18 protein-coding genes are annotated in these 19,035 nt (G+C 36.5%); 13 read left to right on the top strand and 5 right to left on the bottom strand.

The window, feature by feature from the left end; genetic code table 11:
- Positions 1 to 94: 94 nt before the first annotated feature.
- Positions 95 to 1,075 (bottom strand): pyruvate dehydrogenase complex E1 component subunit beta, encoded by a 981-nt coding sequence (locus KFE94_03775; GenBank protein ID UTW67245.1) that lies wholly within the window; start codon positions 1,073 to 1,075, stop codon positions 95 to 97.
- A 293-nt stretch (positions 1,076 to 1,368) separates the two neighbouring features.
- Here KFE94_03775 and KFE94_03770 point away from each other — a divergent pair, with 293 nt between their 5' ends.
- The 4 genes from KFE94_03770 (at position 1,369) to KFE94_03755 (ending at position 5,214) form a co-directional block, all read left to right on the top strand.
- Positions 1,369 to 2,109, top strand: coding sequence for an electron transfer flavoprotein subunit beta/FixA family protein (locus tag KFE94_03770; GenBank protein ID UTW67244.1), 741 nt, complete (start codon positions 1,369 to 1,371; stop codon positions 2,107 to 2,109).
- Positions 2,110 to 2,111: 2 nt separating this feature from the next.
- Positions 2,112 to 3,080 carry an electron transfer flavoprotein subunit alpha/FixB family protein gene (locus KFE94_03765; GenBank protein UTW67243.1) on the top strand — a complete coding sequence of 323 codons (969 nt, stop codon included), beginning with the start codon at positions 2,112 to 2,114 and terminating at the stop codon, positions 3,078 to 3,080.
- Positions 3,081 to 3,169: 89 nt separating this feature from the next.
- A complete protein-coding gene (locus KFE94_03760) occupies positions 3,170 to 3,748 on the top strand; it encodes a bifunctional nuclease family protein (GenBank protein UTW67242.1) in 579 nt (192 codons plus the stop codon).
- Positions 3,749 to 3,813: 65 nt separating this feature from the next.
- Positions 3,814 to 5,214 carry a M20/M25/M40 family metallo-hydrolase gene (locus KFE94_03755; protein ID UTW67241.1) on the top strand — a complete coding sequence of 467 codons (1,401 nt, stop codon included), beginning with the start codon at positions 3,814 to 3,816 and terminating at the stop codon, positions 5,212 to 5,214.
- On the opposite strand, the gene KFE94_03750 is transcribed toward KFE94_03755, so the two are convergent.
- On the bottom strand, positions 5,215 to 5,853 hold the full coding sequence (locus KFE94_03750; protein ID UTW68203.1) for a Crp/Fnr family transcriptional regulator: 639 nt from the start codon (positions 5,851 to 5,853) through the stop codon (positions 5,215 to 5,217).
- Positions 5,854 to 6,122: 269 nt separating this feature from the next.
- Here KFE94_03750 and KFE94_03745 point away from each other — a divergent pair, with 269 nt between their 5' ends.
- The 3 genes from KFE94_03745 to clpX all read left to right on the top strand — a co-directional run bounded on the left by KFE94_03745 (position 6,123) and on the right by clpX (position 9,506).
- Positions 6,123 to 7,520, top strand: coding sequence for a hypothetical protein (locus tag KFE94_03745; protein UTW67240.1), 1,398 nt, complete (start codon positions 6,123 to 6,125; stop codon positions 7,518 to 7,520).
- A 2-nt stretch (positions 7,521 to 7,522) separates the two neighbouring features.
- Entirely contained in the window at positions 7,523 to 8,185 is a 663-nt protein-coding gene (clpP, locus tag KFE94_03740; GenBank protein UTW67239.1) for an ATP-dependent Clp endopeptidase proteolytic subunit ClpP, read from the top strand.
- Between the two features lie 85 nt (positions 8,186 to 8,270).
- Positions 8,271 to 9,506 carry an ATP-dependent Clp protease ATP-binding subunit ClpX gene (gene clpX, locus KFE94_03735; GenBank protein UTW67238.1) on the top strand — a complete coding sequence of 412 codons (1,236 nt, stop codon included), beginning with the start codon at positions 8,271 to 8,273 and terminating at the stop codon, positions 9,504 to 9,506.
- 85 nt (positions 9,507 to 9,591) lie between these two features.
- Here clpX and KFE94_03730 read toward each other — a convergent pair whose 3' ends face one another.
- From KFE94_03730 to KFE94_03720, 3 genes are all read right to left on the bottom strand, one after another.
- Positions 9,592 to 12,123, bottom strand: coding sequence for a TonB-dependent receptor (locus tag KFE94_03730; GenBank protein ID UTW67237.1), 2,532 nt, complete (start codon positions 12,121 to 12,123; stop codon positions 9,592 to 9,594).
- Positions 12,124 to 12,186: 63 nt separating this feature from the next.
- Positions 12,187 to 12,825, bottom strand: a complete 639-nt coding sequence (locus tag KFE94_03725; protein ID UTW67236.1) for a carboxypeptidase-like regulatory domain-containing protein — start codon at positions 12,823 to 12,825, stop codon at positions 12,187 to 12,189.
- 60 nt (positions 12,826 to 12,885) lie between these two features.
- Entirely contained in the window at positions 12,886 to 14,610 is a 1,725-nt protein-coding gene (locus KFE94_03720; GenBank protein ID UTW67235.1) for a M23 family metallopeptidase, read from the bottom strand.
- Positions 14,611 to 14,750: 140 nt separating this feature from the next.
- On the opposite strand from KFE94_03720, the gene KFE94_03715 reads away from it, so the two are divergent.
- From KFE94_03715 to KFE94_03690, 6 genes are all read left to right on the top strand, one after another.
- Positions 14,751 to 15,032 (top strand): hypothetical protein, encoded by a 282-nt coding sequence (locus KFE94_03715; GenBank protein UTW67234.1) that lies wholly within the window; start codon positions 14,751 to 14,753, stop codon positions 15,030 to 15,032.
- A 3-nt stretch (positions 15,033 to 15,035) separates the two neighbouring features.
- Positions 15,036 to 15,332 carry a cell division protein ZapA gene (locus KFE94_03710; protein ID UTW67233.1) on the top strand — a complete coding sequence of 99 codons (297 nt, stop codon included), beginning with the start codon at positions 15,036 to 15,038 and terminating at the stop codon, positions 15,330 to 15,332.
- Positions 15,333 to 15,636: 304 nt separating this feature from the next.
- Positions 15,637 to 17,178, top strand: a complete 1,542-nt coding sequence (rny, locus tag KFE94_03705; protein ID UTW67232.1) for a ribonuclease Y — start codon at positions 15,637 to 15,639, stop codon at positions 17,176 to 17,178.
- Between the two features lie 29 nt (positions 17,179 to 17,207).
- Positions 17,208 to 17,864 carry a uracil phosphoribosyltransferase gene (gene upp / locus KFE94_03700; GenBank protein UTW67231.1) on the top strand — a complete coding sequence of 219 codons (657 nt, stop codon included), beginning with the start codon at positions 17,208 to 17,210 and terminating at the stop codon, positions 17,862 to 17,864.
- A 3-nt stretch (positions 17,865 to 17,867) separates the two neighbouring features.
- Positions 17,868 to 18,341, top strand: coding sequence for a hypothetical protein (locus KFE94_03695; protein UTW67230.1), 474 nt, complete (start codon positions 17,868 to 17,870; stop codon positions 18,339 to 18,341).
- The gene (locus KFE94_03690) at positions 18,338 to 19,033 is read left to right on the top strand and encodes a YjjG family noncanonical pyrimidine nucleotidase (GenBank protein ID UTW67229.1); all 696 of its coding nucleotides are present in this window, start codon (positions 18,338 to 18,340) and stop codon (positions 19,031 to 19,033) included. Before KFE94_03695 ends, KFE94_03690 begins: the two co-directional genes overlap by 4 nt.
- Positions 19,034 to 19,035: the final 2 nt, after the last annotated feature.

The following is a 19,035-nucleotide window of genomic DNA, read 5'->3' as shown; positions in this document are numbered from 1 at the left end:
ATAAAACGCCCCCTTATAAAAGGGGGCGCAAATATATTTATTTATATTTTATTAAGAATTTTAAACAAATAGAACCTTATAAATCAAATGAGGTCTAAAGTTTATACATTGAAGCTTTTACAGCTTTTACAATGTCTTCAACTCCAGGAAGAGCTTCTTCAATCAACGATTTTGCAAACGCAAAAGGCGTGTCAGATTGAGTCAACCTTCTGATTGGTGCATCTAAATAATCGAATGCATTATTCTGAATTTGGTATGTGATTTCAGAAGAGACAGAAGCAAACGGCCATGATTCTTCTAAAAGAACCACACGGTTGGTTTTCTTTACAGATTGAATGATTGTATCCACATCCAATGGACGAATAGTTCTTAAATCTATGATTTCAACTTCAATTCCTTCTTTGGAAAGAACTTCAGCGGCTTCGTGCGCTCTTTTGATGATTTTACCGAAAGAAACAATGGTACAATCCGTACCTTCTCTTTTAATATCCGCTTTACCGATTGGTAATACATATTCTCCTTCAGGTACTTCACCTTTATCACCATACATGGCTTCACTTTCCATAAAAACAACCGGGTTGTCATCACGAATCGCAGCTTTTAATAATCCTTTCGCATCATATGGTGTGGACGGTGTAATTACTTTAAGCCCCGGAACCATCGCATACAATGCTTCGAAACTTTGAGAGTGTGTAGCAGCAAGCTGTCCTGCCTGACCATTTGGTCCTCTAAAAACAATAGGGTTTCCAAATTGACCACCTGACATTTGCATCATTTTAGCAGCACTGTTTATAATTTGATCAGCTGCTAAGATGGCAAAATTCCAGGTCATAAACTCAACAATCGGTCTCAAGCCATTCATTGCAGCACCCACCGCAATACCTGCAAAACCTAATTCAGCAATTGGCGTGTCAATCACACGTTTTGCACCAAATTCGTCTAGCATTCCTTTACTAGCTTTATATGCTCCGTTGTATTCAGCAACTTCTTCTCCAAGAAGAAAAACGTCTTCGTTTCTTCTCATTTCTTCCGTCATTGCTTCTTGAATCGCCTCTCTAAATTGTATTACTCGCATATGCAATTATTTTTCTAGGCGGCAAAAATACATAGTTTGTCATATTTTGGATTCATAGAGATTGAAGATTTTTACAACTATTTTGTCGCAGACACTTTTACGCTAATAATCAGCTAGTCATTATTAGGTAAATTTGAACTAATTTGTTCAGAATCGACTGAAAATATTCGGTATAGAACCCTTTATAATATATCTTCGCGCGCCTATTATAAATAGCCTGATTTTTATTATGCAGGCATAACTATTTAATGATTTGTTGGTTATTTTTGCTGACCGACTTAAAATACAAACACATGAAGATATTAGTTGCAATAAGTAAAGCGCCTGATACAACTTCAAAAATTAGCTTCACAGAAGGTAATTCGAAGTTTAATGAAGCAGGTGTTCAATTTATTATCAACCCATACGATGAATGGTATGCATTGGTAAGAGGATTGGAATTAAAAGAAGCTAACGGTGGTTCAGTAACTACAATTACTGTAGGCGGAGCTGACGCAGATCCAATTATTCGTAAAGCATTGGCAATTGGTGCTGATGATGCGGTAAGAATTGATGCAGAACCTAAAGATGCATATTTTGTTGCAACTCAAATTTCTGAGTATGCAAAGGATAAAGGATATGATATGATCCTTGTGGGTAAAGAAACTGTAGACTATAATGGAAGTCAGGTAGGCGGATTAATTGCCGGAATGATGGATATGCCTTATTTGCCAAGTGCATCTAAATTAGATGTGAATGGAAATGTGGCGACTTTTGAGCGTGAAGTTCAAGGTGGTGAAGAAGTGCTGGAAGCTGAATTGCCATTTGTATTAAGTGCTGCAAAGGGAATGGCTGAGCAAAGAATTCCAAATATGAGAGGAATTATGGCTGCAAGAACTAAAAAGTTAGAAGTAGTTCCAGCGGTTGAAGCAGACGCACTTACAGAAATCATAGAATATTCATTGCCCGAAGCTAAATCTGCCGTGAGGTTGATTGACGCAGAGAATGTTGAGCAATTAGTTGAATTATTACACACCGAAGCTAAAGTTATATAATTATGTCAGTATTAGTTTTTGCAGAAAGTTCAGAAGGTAAACTCGTAAAAGCTTCTTTTGAGGCAGTTTCTTATGGAGCGAAATTGGCATCAGATGCCGGAACTGAATTAAACGTTATTTCTTTTGGTGGTGCTTCCGATGAGGAATTCAACAAATTAGGAAATTACGGTGCGGGTAAGATTATGGTTGAAAGAAACATCAATGAAGTTCAACCTTTTCAAATGGCATCAATTGTAGAAGAAGCAGCAACAAGAGTTGGAGCAGATACGATCATTTTTTCATATGATGTAACAGGAAAATCTGTGGCACCGATTGTATCCGCTAAAATGAAAGCTGGTTTGGTTGCAGGTGTATTAGATTATCCTGAATTATCGGATGGTTTTGTAGTTAAACGTGCTGTATTCTCAGGAAAAGCGTTTGCAAGAGTGAAAATTTCTAGTGCGGTAAGAATTGTTGGTATCATGCCAAATTCTGTAGGTGCGGTTGAAATGACTGGTAGTCCAGCAATTGAAGATTTTAACGGAAATGTTATAGGTGCGAAGGTTACTTTAAAAGAAACACGTAAAGAAGATTTAGGTGGACAAGTACCTCTTCCAGAAGCTGAATTGGTTGTATCTGCCGGTCGTGGATTAAAAGGACCTGAGAACTGGGGAATGGTTGAAGATTTAGCAAGTGCTTTAGGAGCGACTACAGCTTGTTCTCGACCGGTTTCTGATTTAGATTGGAGACCTCACCATGAGCACGTTGGACAAACTGGTTTAGCTATTCGTCCTAACTTATACATTGCGATTGGTATTTCCGGAGCAATTCAACACTTGGCAGGTGTAAATGGTAGTAAGGTGATTGTTGTAATTAATACAGATCCTGAAGCACCATTCTTTAAGGCAGCTGATTACGGTATTGTAGGAGATGCTTTTGAAGTGGTTCCTAAGTTAGTGGAAGCTGTTAAAGCATTTAAAGCCAGTAACTAAAAAGATAAACCAGACAGGTTTTATTGATCCATTTTAAGAGATCAATTAAATTTGTTTATTGACGTTGTAAAAAATAAGACTATACTACTGTGGCTATAAAAATTGAAATCATTCTTCAGGGATTGGAGTACGGAAAGACTTCAGCTGGTGCTTACCTTTTATTATTAAAAGAAAAGGAAGGGCGAAGAAGAATGCCAATTGTAATTGGTGGACCAGAGGCGCAGGCTATTGCGGTTGTTCTGGAAAACATGAAGCCACAAAGACCATTTACACATGATACCTTTAAAAATGTAATGGACAACTTCCATTTACGTTTAAAAGAGGTGTTGGTGTATAATCTGGTAGATGGTATTTTTTATGCGAAATTGATTATAACAGATGGAATAACAGAGCACGAGATTGATTCTCGTAGCTCTGATGCCATCGCAATGGCAGTAAGATATAATGCCCCAATATTTGTATATAACTTTATCCTGGATAAAGCGAGTATGCCAATTGAACCCGTAGATGATGATTTGGTAGAGAATGAAATTAATGAAATGACCTCTTCAGATGATCTGTCCAGTATGAGTCTAAAAGAACTCAACGATAAATTAAATGAGTCTCTAGAAACAGAAGACTATGAATCGGCCTCCCGATATAGAGATGAAATAAACAGAAGAGGGTAGATTTAAATCCTTTTCTTGTGCATCATTAGTTTTTCCCTTACTTTGACATCCAAATAATTGAACTTATGAGAATAGTTTATACCCTGATCGTACTAACTGTTTGGTCGGTTTCGTCTTATGCGCAATCCGCGAATACATCTGAAATAGATAGTATTCTTAAAGTAGAAAAAAGCACTTTTAAACAGATTTTTGATAAGGAGTTGACATCCGGTAAATGTTATGAAGTACTGGAGAAGTTATGTAATGATATAGGAGGTAGATTAAGCGGTTCTCCTGAGGCGGCTAAAGCGGTGAGATATATGAAAAGAGTCATGGAGTCTTACAAGTTTGACACGGTATATCTTCAACCTGTTATGGTACCACATTGGGTACGGGGTGATAAAGAAACAGCGTATTTTACAAGTGGAACTGATCAAATTCCTGTAAATATTTGTGCGTTGGGAGGCTCTATTGGAACCGGGGGGAAGGAACTTTCTGCAAAAGTAGTGGAGGTGAATTCGGTAGAAGAATTAGAAGCTCTGGATGATTCTGATGTAAAAGGTAAAATTGTCTTTTTTAACGGAGCGATGAATCCGGCATATATTCGAACTTTTCATGCATATAGCAAAAGTGGAGCACAAAGATGGACGGGGCCGTGGGTAGCACAGGAGAAAGGTGCTGTTGGTGTTATTGTAAGGTCATTGACAACGATAGTAGATAAGAATCCCCATACTGGAAGTATGGGGAGCAGAGAAGATAATGAAGGTATTCCTTCTGCTGCGATTAGTACATATCATGCAAACCAATTACATAGAACTTTAAAAGTAAATCCTAATGTGGAGTTTTCTTATCAGATGAATTGCGAAACTTTACCAGATACTTTATCCTACAATGTGATTGGAGAAATATACGGGACAGAAAAACCGGAAGAGATTATTGTAATAGGAGGACATTTAGATGCGTGGGACAATGGAGACGGTGCGCACGATGATGGCGCAGGTTGTGTGCAATCTGTTGAGGTGTTAAGACTTTTTAAAAGGTTGGACTTAAAGCCGAAAAGAACCGTGAGAGCCGTTTTGTTTATGAACGAGGAAAATGGTTTAAAAGGAGGGAAAGCCTTCGCAGATTCCGTGAAGTCAAAAAATGAAAATGTAATTGCCGCAATAGAAAGTGATGCAGGAGGATTTACTCCCAGGTATTTTGTATGTCAAACACGTGATCAGAGACTGCAAAAAGTAGCATCGTGGTTACCATTGTTTAAGCCATACAATATTTATTCGATTGAGTATGGTCATGGTGGAGCAGATATTAGTCCTTTAGATGCTGAAAAGACACTATTAATCGGATACCGCCCGGATTCCCAAAGATATTTTGATTACCATCATGCGGCTACAGATAAGTTTGAAGCCATTAACCAAAGGGAACTAGAACTTGGCGCAGCGAATATGGCAGCACTGGTGTGGATGTTAAGTCAATACGGCCTGTAATTAAGGTAGTAATTGAATATGATTTCGAGATAGTTTTACGAGACCTTTACGTTCCATTTGTTTGAGTAATCTGGAGATTACTTCTCTGGAAGTATTTAACTCAGTGGCAATATTTTGGTGAGTTACGTTAATAGAGTTTGAACCGCTCACTTCAGCCATTTTTTCCAGATAACTTAAAAGACGTTCATCCATCTTGAGAAATGCGATACTATCGATAGTGTGGAGCATCTCATTTAGACGCATTCCGTAAGTGCGGACAACAAATTGGTACCACGAGCGATAAGTAGTCATAAAACGATCCATATATTCAATTGGAATGGAAATGACTTGTGTATCTTCCATTGCTACTGCTCTAACCTGGCTGATTTTATCATTGATAGTGCAGACCATCGAAATCGCACAAGCTTCACCATGGTGGAGGTAATAAAGAAATAATTCATTTCCTTCCTCATCTTCTCTAAAGATTTTGAGACGGCCACTAACAATTAAAGGGATGTTTTTAATGTATTGGCCTACATCCATTAAGTGGGCACCTTCCTTGATGTTTTTTACGAAACCAACTTTGCTGATTTCATCTTTAAGATCAGAATCATAAAATTGAGGGAATTTATAGTCAAGAATTTTTCTAATATCTTCCATAAGGATATAGCTGCTTGTGTGATATATATTACGAACAAAAGTATTCATTTGAAATGATTGATTTGTGTTCTCCATTTTTAAAATGGAAATAATTCCCTGTATAATATAAAAGTCAATAGAAGATAAAATCTTACTTTTGCAGCCTCAAAAAAATGAACGGAAAGGCCTAGTAATCAAATGTTATTAGGAATGATGTTTCAAACAGAGTTGAATTTTCATTTGAAATTCGACTATTTGAATTTAAGATTAAAGAAAAACAGTTAATAAAGATGAAAGTATCACACGAAGTTAGTGAAGATTTAAGTGGAGTTTTAAAAGTGAATATTGAAGCTGCAGATTACGCGGATAAAATCACAAGCACTTTAAAAAGCTACAGAAAGAAAGCGGATATGCCTGGTTTTAGAAAAGGTCATGTTCCTATGGGAATGATTAAAAAAATGTATGGAAATTCAGTACTTGGTGAAGAAATTAATAGAATTTTAGGTACAGAAATCGATAAATACATTAAAGAAAACGAACTTCCTGTTTTAGGTCAGCCACTTCCAATTGCGGATGATTCAATTGTGTTAGATGTAAACAACATGAATGATATTGAGTTTAGCTATAAAATTGGTGTAGCTCCTGAAATCAAAGTTGAAGTAAGTGATAAAGATAAGTTTACCGTAAACAAGATTAAGATCGATGAAACTTTAATTGAAAAGTATTCTGACGATGTGAGAAGACAGTACGGTAAATTTTCTTCAGTAGAAACTGCAGGTGATACGGATATGTTAAATGGTGTATTTACTGAGTTAAATGAAGCTGGAGAAACTAAAGACGGTGGAGTTTCTCATAAATCTACCATTTCAATTGAGTTTGTAGAAAACGCAAAATTGAAAAAAGCATTACAAGGTTTGAAAAAAGGTGAAACTTTAACTTTAAACCCAAGAGATGTAAGCAAGGGTGATGAGGATTTAGCTAAAATGTTAAACATTGGTATGGCGCAGGTAAATGAAATTTCTGAGGCATTTACATTCGCTGTAGAAGATGTATTCCATGTAGAGCCTGCTGAATTGAATGAAGAGCTATTCGATAAGCTTTATGGTAAAGGAAATGTGAAAACTGTTGAAGAATTTCACGCTAAAATCACTGAAGAGTTAGAGCGTATTTTTGTTCGTTATGAAGACATCGCTTTATATAAAGACATTAAAGCAACTTTCGGAAAGAAATTTGACCATAAATTACCAGATACATTCTTAAAAGAGTTCTTATCTCAAACAGAAGAATATGGTGATGCAGATGATATTGAAACTGCATACGAAGGATATGTGGAAGGTTTGAAATGGAACTTGATCGAAAGCGAAATCACTAAAAAATATGAATTAGCGATCGATCAGGAAGAATTGATGAACTTTACTAAAGAAAGTTTAAAAACTCAATTTGCACAGTATGGAATGGCTGATCCGGATGAAAAGCTTTTAAATGATACGGCAATGAACGTGATGAAAAACGAGCAAGAGTATCGCAAAATTTATGAAGATCTATATTTCGCAAAAATGATGGGTTTTTATAAAAAAACTTTAAAGCTTAAAGATAAGTCGGTTTCTTATGATGAATTTGTTAAATTAGCCACCGGTGAAGCCCCTAAAAAAGGTTTGATGGGCAGCCTAACTAACTTATTCGGATAAAAATGACTGATTACAAAGACTTTAAAAAATTTGCCACCCTTGATAAAGGGATTAGCTCTATTGCGATGGAGCATTATATAGAATCATCTATGACTCCTTACATTTTGGAGGAGCGTACCATGAATGTTCAGGCGTTAGATGTGTTTTCACGTTTGATGATGGATAGAATTATTTTCCTGGGTACCGGAGTGGATGATTACGTAGCGAATATTATTCAAGCGCAATTGTTGTTTCTTCAAAGTGCGGATGCCAACAGAGATATTTATATTTATATCAATAGTCCTGGTGGATCTGTTTATGCTGGATTAGGTATCTATGATACGATGCAATATATCCAACCTGAGGTTTCAACAATTTGTACTGGAATGGCTGCGTCAATGGCTGCGGTATTATTAACTGCAGGTGCAAAAGGAAAAAGGTCTGCGTTAAAACATTCCAGAGTAATGATTCACCAACCAATGGGTGGTGCGCAAGGGCAGGCTTCTGATATCGAAATCACTGCAAGAGAGATTGCGAAATTGAAGAAGGAACTTTATACCATTATTGCTGATCATTCAGGTCAGAGCTATGATAAAGTATGGGAAGATTCTGATAGAGATTATTGGATGACTTCTCAAGAAGCTAAAGATTACGGAATGATTGATGAGGTTTTGAAAAAAGCCTAATCATTGATTGAATATTTTAGAGATTAGGAGACGAAAAATTTTGTTTCTTAATCTCTTTTTTGTTTTGGGATAAAAACAAATACCTATGAAAGAAGAAAAACAGGTGCAATGCTCGTTTTGTGGGAAGAGTAAAACAGAAGTAGGGATGTTGATTGGTGGAACTACAGGTCATATTTGTGACAGCTGTGTAGAACAAGCCATGAAAATTGTTGAGGACGATGCACAACACAAATTGAGAGAAACATTACAATCAGCATTGACATTGGTGAAGCCAATGGAGTTGAATGCAATGTTAAATGAATATGTGATTGGTCAGAGCGAAGCAAAAAAGGTTTTAGCTGTTGCTGTATACAATCACTTTAAGAGATTGACTCAGGTGGTTTCTGAAGATGACGTGGAGATTGAAAAATCAAACGTGATCATGGTAGGAAGAACAGGTACAGGAAAGACGCTTTTGGCTAAAACGATTGCAAAGATTTTAAATGTGCCATTTGCTATTGCGGATGCAACTGTACTAACTGAGGCAGGGTATGTTGGAGAAGATGTGGAGTCTATTTTAGCCAGACTTTTACAAGCTGCGGATTACAATCCGCAATTGGCTGAAAGAGGTATCATTTTTATTGATGAGATCGATAAGATTGCACGTAAAGGAGATAATGCTTCAATTACCAGAGATGTTTCCGGAGAAGGGGTACAGCAAGGACTTTTAAAGTTATTGGAAGGAACTGTGATTGGTGTTCCACCTTATGGGGGAAGAAAGCACCCTGAACAAAAACTGGTTGAAATCAATACGAAAAATATTCTTTTTATCTGTGGCGGAGCATTCGATGGTATCGAAACGCAAATCAGTAGAAGAATCAACAAGCAGCCGATTGGTTATATGACCAAGAAGGATGAGAAAATAGATGAGGATAATCTATTGCAATATATTGCTCCATCTGATTTGAGATCGTTTGGATTAATTCCAGAGCTTATTGGCCGATTCCCGGTATTGACGCATCTAAACCCATTAGACAAGTCTGCTTTGATAAGTATTCTGACTGAGCCAAAGAATAGTTTGGTGAAGCAGTACACGAAATTGTTTGAAATGGAAGGTATTAAGCTGACCATTACGGATGAAGTATTGAATTTTATCGTGGATAAAGCGGATGAGTTTAAATTGGGTGCGCGTGGATTAAGATCAATTTGTGAAGCAATCATGTTAGATGCGATGTACGAAGTACCCACATCATCTGATCAGGTAAATGAGCTGGTGATTGATTTAGCATATGCCACCGAGCATTTTGCAAAATCAGGAATGAGTAAATTAAGAGTAGCTTAAGAAAAGCACTATTCCATAAATTACTTTAAAAGCAATGACTTTATGTCGTTGCTTTTTTTGTATCGAGTTTTTTAGAATAGACTAATTAAAACTTGAATTGTAGTTTTAAGTTGACCTGGCGTGGTGTAAGGTAATTTGGTACTGCGTAATAACGGTTACTGATATCATGAACCCAGCTATAAGAAATAGTGTTTTGAACACCGAGTAGGTTGAAGATTTCTAAAGCCAACCACATACTTTTTAGAGACTTAAACCCTTTACTGTTACCCAATTTGTTACGCTTAAGTTGTTTGTTCTGTAATAGTTCCTTGGAAAAACCTAAATCAACTCTTCGGTATGGAGGCATACGGAATACATCATTATATCTTTCAAATGAAGGAGGACCAAACGGTAAACCAGTTGCCAGATAGATAGTGATATTCGTCTTGAATGTAGGATTGTTCGGTAAATAATCCTGGAAGAATATAGCGAAGTTGATACGTTGGTCTGTAGGTCTTGGAATGAACCCAGGTTCAATTCGTTCAGTTCTTGCAACCGGATTAAAAGGGTCTCCAGGGTTAACTTGTTCCCCATTTGCATTGTAATATTTATAGTAGAAATCATCCGTCAGATTTTCTTCTGTTTTCATGAAGCTTAAACTGGCCCAGGATTCTACACCCTTAACAAATTCTCCGTTGATTTTAAAGTCAATTCCGGCAGCATATCCATTGGAGTTATTGGTAGCGTAATAGCGGATTCGAACATTGTTCAATTCATATGGAATAATGTTTCTAAGGTCTTTGTAATACATTTCTGCGGAAATCTTAAATGGACGTTCCCACATTTCAAATTCATGTTCAGCTCCTAATACGTAATGGATTGATGTTTGTGCTTTAATATTAGGGTTAATAAAACCTTCAATATTTCTCATTTCTCTATAAGAAGGAGGTTGATGGTACATTCCCCAGGCCACTTTAAAGCGATAGTGCTTTTTCCAATTTGGTTTATAAGAAGCTAAAACTCTTGGCCCGCCAACAAGTTGATTATTATAACTCCAATAATTTAGTCGACCTCCAACATTAATGTGAATAAGGTTTGAATCCATTTCAAAGGTTCTTTCCCATTGCGCATAGCCATTTAATCTATACCAGTTCAAGTTGTTTTTACTGGCGTAAGATTGATTAAGTATGATTTGGTCTGAAGGAACTTGTGGTGTAGAATACCCCGAAGAATCCAAATATTCCCATTCCTGGTATTGATCGTCTACCCATTCCATACTTCCTCTGATGCCCCACGAAATTTCATGTTTATGACCATAAAATTTGCCATCGTGAGTGAGAGATGCAATGGTCCCTTTGTAATAGTTTCTAGCATGATTGATAAAACCACCAATACCTCTATTGAAAGCCACCTGACCGAAATTGGATGAGCCCAAATCTTTATCCAACTCATCTAATCTGTATGCCCCTTCAATATCAAAAGTTTCGGTTTCATTACTGTTATTTACGGAAGCAGAAAATTTTAACAATAAGCTATCTGTAGGAAGCGCGGTCACTGTAAAAGCACCTAATGCCGTTTGGTATTGGTCAATTTCTTGGCCATCATAAAAGACAGTTAGTTGAAGTGCCTCTTGAAAAGTTCCGAACTCTGTTTTTCGGGTCTCCGGTACAAACAAATATTTATTTCTAGAGAAGGATCCTAAAAATCCAATTTCTACACGATCAGTGATATCGTAAGTGAAATATCCTTGATAATCTATAAAATTGGGTTGGTAAGCACCTTGAGTATCTAATCCTTTCAGTAAGTATTGATTGGTACGATATCTAAAACCATGAATTTGGGTAAATTTTCTGTCGTCTGATGCTTGTTCTAAAGCGATTTGAGCCCCTAAGAAACTACCTTCTACGAAGCCACTGAATTTTTCTGGTTCTTTATAAGTAACATCCAGAACACTCGACATTTTATCACCATAACGGGACTCGAATCCCCCAGAAGAAAAATTTACATTATCCACCAAACTTGGGTTTACAAAGCTCAACCCCTCCTGACGTCCGGATCGAACCAGGAATGGCCGGTAGATTTGCACCCCATTCACATAAATTAGGTTCTCATCAAAGTTACCTCCACGCACACTGTATTGCGAACTCAATTCGTTTCGACTGGAAACCCCTTGTCCTTGAAAAATTAAAGTTTTTTCAATATTGGCATTCGGTCCAGCAATTTGTAAAGTCGCATCAGTAGATATAGGATTTAATCCTGTTTCTTTCATTCGATTGCCCTTAACGATATGGGCTTTCATTTTACGCGTATTAAAATTCAGCTGAAAGTTTAAAGTAACTTTTTCTCCAGGTTTTAGCTTTTGAGTAGCATAAGCCGTATCATAGCCAATGTAGACGATGATTAATTTAAATTCTTTATTTGGGGTTACGCTTTTCTGGTAGTAACCTGAACTATCAGAGATTGTTCCATGTTGAAAATCGTTAATAAAAATATAAGCTCCTGGTAGCGGATTTCCCTGATCAGTGATGACACGTCCGGAAATTAGAGTTTGATTTACACGAGTAGAATCCTGAGCGAAGCTAAAGGTGTTGATCAGTGTAAATAAAACTATAAATAGATAATGTATTTTTCTTTCCAAGAAACTGATATAAAAGTTATCCGTTAAACTTTTGATCTGGATAAATATTGTTGACGATCAGAATTATTTTTTCTTTTTGAAATCGCCATTATTCCACGCTTTCATAAACTGAGCCCAGGCAATTGGATTAAGAATACTCCAGGAAGGATATTGTCCTGCATAATAAGTTTGTTGAGCGCGATATTGATTTTCATACTTAAATGTTTCGCTACCTGATCCCGGCATGTTTTGCATTCTTTCACGCATTTCAGCCTGAGCTAAATTGGCATTGGCACGATCCAAATCATCCGTAGGGATTCTGGTATTTAAGAATTCTTCTTTAAACTGTTCTTTACTTGGCCATGGGTATACCATATGCGTTCTAAGTAAAAGTGTATCTGCAGACATCAGTTGAATCAAAGAATACTTTTTTGTTTTAAGAGTATCTGGAATAACAAAAAATGCATCCTTAAAACCAATACTGGAGAACCTGATAGAATCACCTTCCTGGGCAACAAAAGAGAAGATACCGTTGGCATCAGCTGTTGTCCCTTTATTGGTTTGCTGAACGATAATAGTTGTAAAAGGAACAGGTTGTAAGCTATCGCCATCCAGAATTACTCCAGAGAATTGGATGATTTCTTTTGCAGTAGAGTCATTTTGCGAAAACCCAAATGAGGCCCACATTAAAAACGATGAAAATACAAGTATATATCTGATCATAATAGTTTTTTGTTCCAGGTGCAGCGCAGTTTTTTGTCCGAAACCTTAGAGGTGGTGAAATTACCAAATAAAATCGAAAGTAAAAGATTTAAAATTGTTAACAGCGTCACCAATCATGATTTTTAAAGTATGTGCTCCTCTACCAGGTATATGATGTGTTAAATCAACCCAAACTAATCCTGTTTTACGATCAAAATGAAGAAGTTTCCACTCTCCATCTATATAAGCATTGTATGAAGAAACACCACTCAAATTATCATCGGTTCTTAAAACAAGTCGATCCAAATTAGAAATGGTCTTAGAGTTTTTGGTGAAGTTAATCGGTTTAATGGTAGGCGCTATTGTGTCCACCATCACAGTATATGGTCCCAAACTTCTGGTTTTGAAAGTAACCCAGCCGTTTTGATAAGATCCTCCTTCCGGGGCAAGAAGTCTGTTTTTAGATGTAAGCGATACCCCAATGTATTTATTTCCTTCTTCTTGAGAAACCGAAGGGGTTTTAATAGATACGGTCATGTATTTATGAATTGGAGTATAAAGATTTTGGATAAAGTGAATTGGAGCTACGGCATATTTTACGGTATCACCAGTTTTGTAAGAAAAATGTGTGTTTTCGTAAAAACTCATTTTGTTAAAATGCACTTTGATGTTCTCAGTTTCATAATCAAAGTCTTCATTGTACTGAATAAGGGGGAGTGTATCCGTAGTTATTTCAGGTATTGGATTTACAGTATCCAGTTGAATCGCAAAACTTAATTCCGAGTGGTTCCCATAGACATCTGTAATGTCATAGTGAATGTCATGTCCGTATCTGGAGAAAAATAACATGCCTTTGTTTTGAACTCCTCTATAGATTCGAAGATTGTTATAGGAGTTTAGGAAATTCTTCTGAATTCTACGTTTATACTTTTTGGTTTCATAAAAGTCAACATGTGTATTAATAAATCGGGTGTTTTCGAATTTGATTTCATCCATTTGATGGCTATAAATCAAATGCGAATCGGCTAATAAAGAAACATTGTATACACCACATCTGTTGTTGGAACCATTCAGTTTATCAATGGCTTCAACACCTAATCCAATAATCCCTCTGGCTGCAAGAGGAGTACTTTTCTGGAAAACATACTTACTTCCTGATTTCCTTAGAGGAATAATAACTTTTTCATTTTTCCCATTAATGATAGAGGTATCGTTCAATGGGTATAATGCAACATTTTTAATAATTGGAGCAATATTATCTTTAATGTCAAATCCAAATTTCAATGGGTTTTGAGGAATAGAACCTTTGGTTTTTCTGATCTCAAAATGTAAATGTGGACCTCCTGAACCTCCTGAGTTTCCGGATAACGCAATAGTATCTCCACGTTTTACCTGAATTTGATCTGCGGTAAAGAAAAGTTCGACAGTAAATTTTTTCTGAGCGTATTGTTTTTCTAAAACGTAATGATTGATTTCCTCATTAAACTTTTGTAAATGACCATATGCAGTGGTATAACCATTGGGGTGTGTGATGTAAATCGCATTCCCATATCCACCAAGAGATATTTTAACTCTAGAAACATATCCGTCTGCAGCAGCCAAAACCGGTAAACCTTCAACCTGATTGGTTTTGATATCAATCCCTGCATGAAAATGACCAGGTCTGATTTCACCAAAGTTCCCTGCCAGATACATGGGAATATTCAAAGGCGCTGAAAAAAGCGGGATAGAATCCACTGCATTTTGTGCCTTTAAAGTTGCTATACAAGAAAATAAAACTAGAAGAATTTGGATTTTTTTAGTCATAAGAACAAAAATATCTATTAAAAGAATTGGTGGAATTTATTTTAAAAATGCTTTTCACAACAAGAGGTTAAAACTTGTTTTATTACGTGGGGGCGTATAAATTTGTGCCTGCTCATAGCTTGTATTTAAATTAAATTTTTTTGGAACAGCAATTAGAAAAAATTCATCTTGGTATCAAGAACTTACAAAAGTTGCACCAGGATGCGGTTTTAGAGGTGGATAGATTGAAGAAGGAAAATGAGGTGCTTCAAAAAAGGTTAATCGAATGTGAAGAGAAATCGGTTTCAGTAAGTAAACAACACCTGGTTGCGAAAATTACAGAAAGTGCTGTAGAAAATGAGGTGGAGAAAAAGCAAATGAAATTGAAAATTAATGAGCTGGTGCGGGAGGTTGATAAATGCATTGCGTTATTAAATCAATAGGAAATGGAGAAGTTGTCAATAAACGTAAATATTGGAAATAGAGTTTATCCGTTAACTATTGATAGAGAAGAAGAAGAGTTAATACGAAAAGCTGCGAAGAGAGTCAATGATAATATGAAAGAATTGGAAAACACTTACGATGTAAGTGATAAGCAGGATTTGTTAGCAATGACTGCTTTGTTTTTTGCCAATAAAGCTCTTGAAGTGGATGATAAGATGGATAATATTTCAAGTAATGTGGAAGGAAAGCTGGAAGAGATAGGAAGCGATTTGGACAGTTACTTGAGCAATGTTAAATAACTAGAACGTTCTTTACATATTAATTCTGTTATAGAAATATAACAGTAAAATCAATTCCCGCATTGATTTAGTAGGTTTAGTAAAATCAACATTTTTATCGTTAGGAGAATGTTGTTTGTCTGATCAAAACCGGGCCTAGGTGATCCTTGATTAAGGAGATTTTTTGCTTTGCAAAAGACGGAGGAAGGTTGCGAGAGGAAGGCATCTCCGATCTTGTACTTTTCAAGGTTTTACAAACGACTAGGTTAATGTGGGTTTTTTTATTTAAAAGGGTTTGAAATAAATCCGAAAAGAAATTTTATATATGGATATAATAAGTATCGGATCAGGACTAGCGATTGGATTAGTCATTGGAGGAGGAATTGTGTTTTTCTTAATTAAAAAAACATTAGAGAAGGGGAATAAAGCGCTGATTGAGGAGGCTAAGGCAGAAGGGAAAGTAATTAAGGAGCGAAAAATTATTGAGGCTAAAGAGAAGTTTTTACAACTAAAGTCTGATCATGAAAAATTGATTAATAGTAAAAATCAAAAGATTCAACAGGCCGAACAAAGAGTGAAGCATAAAGAAACGAAGTTGAATCAGAAGCTTCAAGAGGTTAATAAGGCTGAGAAAACGAATGTAGATTTAAGAAGTAAGCTAGATAAGCAGATTTCATATAATCAAAGTAAAAAAGCTGAATTAGATAAATCACTAAAGAAAGCGGTATCTCAGTTGGAGAACATTGCTGGTATTTCAGCAGAAGATGCGAAAAAGGAATTATTAGATGCGCTAACTGGTGAGACTAAGAACAATGCAGCAAAGTTGATGCAGGATATCATTGAAGACGCAAAGATTAGTGCGAATAAAGAAGCACAAAGAATTGTAATTCAATCTATTCAAAGAGTAGCAACAGAGCAAGCTATTGAGAATTCGGTATCAGTATTTAATATTGATAGTGATGATATCAAAGGACGTATTATAGGTCGTGAGGGTAGAAATATTCGAGCGATTGAAGCTGCAACTGGTGTGGAGATCGTAGTAGATGATACTCCGGAAGCTATTATTCTTTCTTGTTTTGATCCGGTAAGACGTGAAATTGCCAGATTGTCTTTACATCAATTAGTGACGGATGGTAGAATTCACCCGGCAAGAATTGAAGATGTTGTAAGAAAAACGACCAAGCATATCGAGGAAGAAATTGTGGAGGTTGGAAAACGTACTGCCATTGATTTAGGTATCCATAATCTACATCCGCAATTAATCAAAATGGTAGGACGTATGAAGTACAGGTCTTCTTATGGACAAAATCTGTTACAACACTCGAGAGAAGTAGCGAATTTATGTGCGACTATGGCATCAGAGTTAGGATTAAATGCGAAGTTGGCTAAGCGTGCAGGATTATTACACGATATAGGAAAAGTTCCAGAAGATGAACCAGAAATTCCTCACGCAATTCTGGGGATGAAAATGGCTCAAAAATATAATGAGCATCCTGAAGTGATCAATGCGATTGGAGCACACCATGATGAAATTGAGATGACGAGTTTATTATCTCCGATTGTTCAGGTATGTGATGCGATTTCTGGAGCAAGACCAGGTGCAAGAAGAGAAGTGGTTGAAAGCTATATCCAAAGATTGAAAGATTTGGAAGAGTTAGCTTTAAATCATGAAGGCGTAACGAAAGCTTATGCGATTCAAGCGGGTAGAGAGCTTCGTGTATTGGTAGAGTCTGAAAAAGTAGATGATAAAATGGCTTCGGAGATTTCATTTGGAATTTCTCAAAAGATTCAATCAGAAATGACATATCCTGGACAGGTACGTGTGACAGTAATCCGGGAAACCAGAGCAGTTCATATCGCGAAATAGAATACGTTTAATATTTAAAAAGTACTAAGATGGTAGAGGTTATAAATTTAGGGGAACAGAATTCAATTTTTAACCAATACATTATGGAGATTCGAAATGTCGACATCCAGAAAGACTCCATGCGTTTTAGGAGGAATATTGAACGAATGGGGGAAATCTTTGCTTATGAGGTTAGTAAGCGATTAGATTACTCTTCGGAATTAATCACAACTCCATTAGGTCAATGTGATATTAATCTGATGGAGAAACAACCTGTGATTGCGACAGTTTTGCGTGCGGGACTACCATTACATTATGGATTATTAAATTACTTTGATCGGGCAGATAATGCCTTTGTTTCGGCATATAGAATGCATGTGGCTCCTGATGATTTTGAAGTGAAAGTAGAGTATATCTCAAGTCCGGATTTGGAGGAAAGAACATTAATCTTATGTGATCCTATGCTCGCATCCGGACAGTCGATGTTATTGAGTTACGAAGCTCTGTTAGAGGCTTATGGTAATCCAAAACATGTACATATTGTATCTGTGATTTCCAGTTCGGAAGGAATTCAATACGTAAAGAAGAATGTCAAATCAAATGTTACAATTTGGACGGGTGCTATTGATTCGGAGATGACGGCTCAATCGTATATCGTTCCTGGATTGGGTGATGCAGGAGATTTGGCTTTTGGTAAAAAGGAATAGTTTATGTCGGATGTATTAGGTATTCTGTTCTTTGTCTTTTTTGCAGGAACTAAATTGCTTCTAGCTCCGGGGCTGATGCTGGCTGCAGGTTATGGAATGATTAAAACCATGATCATTACCTATATCGGAGCACTCCTGGGAGCAATCGTTTTCTATTATTTTGGGGTGGCAATATTCGGGTGGTTTGATGAATTGATGGGGACCGCGGATAAAAAGAAAACGGTATTTACAAAAAAGGCGAGAACCATGGTGCATGTAAAAATCAGGTATGGAATTATGGGAATTGCAGCTTTGGCTCCAATTATTTCAATTCCGGTATCGGCTTTAATTGTCGCAAAATTTTTCCCTGGAAAACATAAGGTAGTAGGCGTTTACGCGGTAGTACTCATTCCGATTTCGATCTTATTGCCTTTACTTTCTGAACCGGTAATTCAACCAATTATACATTTAATTAAATCTATATTTCAGGCGCATTGAGAAAGTATAAGCACATTTTCTTTGATCTAGATCACACTTTATGGGATTTTAAAACCAATTCCAGATTGGCTTTAAAAGAAATCTACGTAAACTTTGATTTGAACGATAAAGGAGTGAGTCAGGAAACTGATTTTATCGATATATACGAAAAGTATAATCACAAAATGTGGGCGGATTATCGTAATGGAAAAATGAGTAAGGAGACTCTACGTACAGAGCGTTTTAGACAATCCTTATCTCATCTGGGCGTAAAAGATAAGAATTTGAGCAAAGATGTTGCAGATTATTACGTGGAACATAGCCCGTATAAAACTGCTTTATTTCCAAATGCGATTGATGTATTGAAGGAGTTGTCTTCGAATTATACTTTGCATATTATTACCAATGGCTTTGAAGAAATTCAAGCGATTAAGATTGAAAATAGTGGTTTGAGTAGTTTCTTTGAGGAAATTATTACTTCAGAGCAAGCAGGTTATAAAAAGCCCGATCCGGCTATTTTTAGATATTCTTTAAATAAAACGAATGCACAGGCTAAAGAAAGTCTGATGATTGGTGATAATCAACTCGTGGATATTGAAGGCGCTAAGAAAGTGGGGATGGATGGCATTTTATTTAATCCTGAAAAAGAGGACTTGATTATTGACCCTACTTACGAGGTGAATCACCTCAATGAAATTTTATCGATTTTATAGGA

It is taken from the genome of bacterium SCSIO 12643 (assembly GCA_024398135.1).
GTDB lineage: Bacteria > Bacteroidota > Bacteroidia > Flavobacteriales_G > Salibacteraceae > CAJXZP01.
This window is presented reverse-complemented; position numbering and strand designations above follow the sequence as displayed.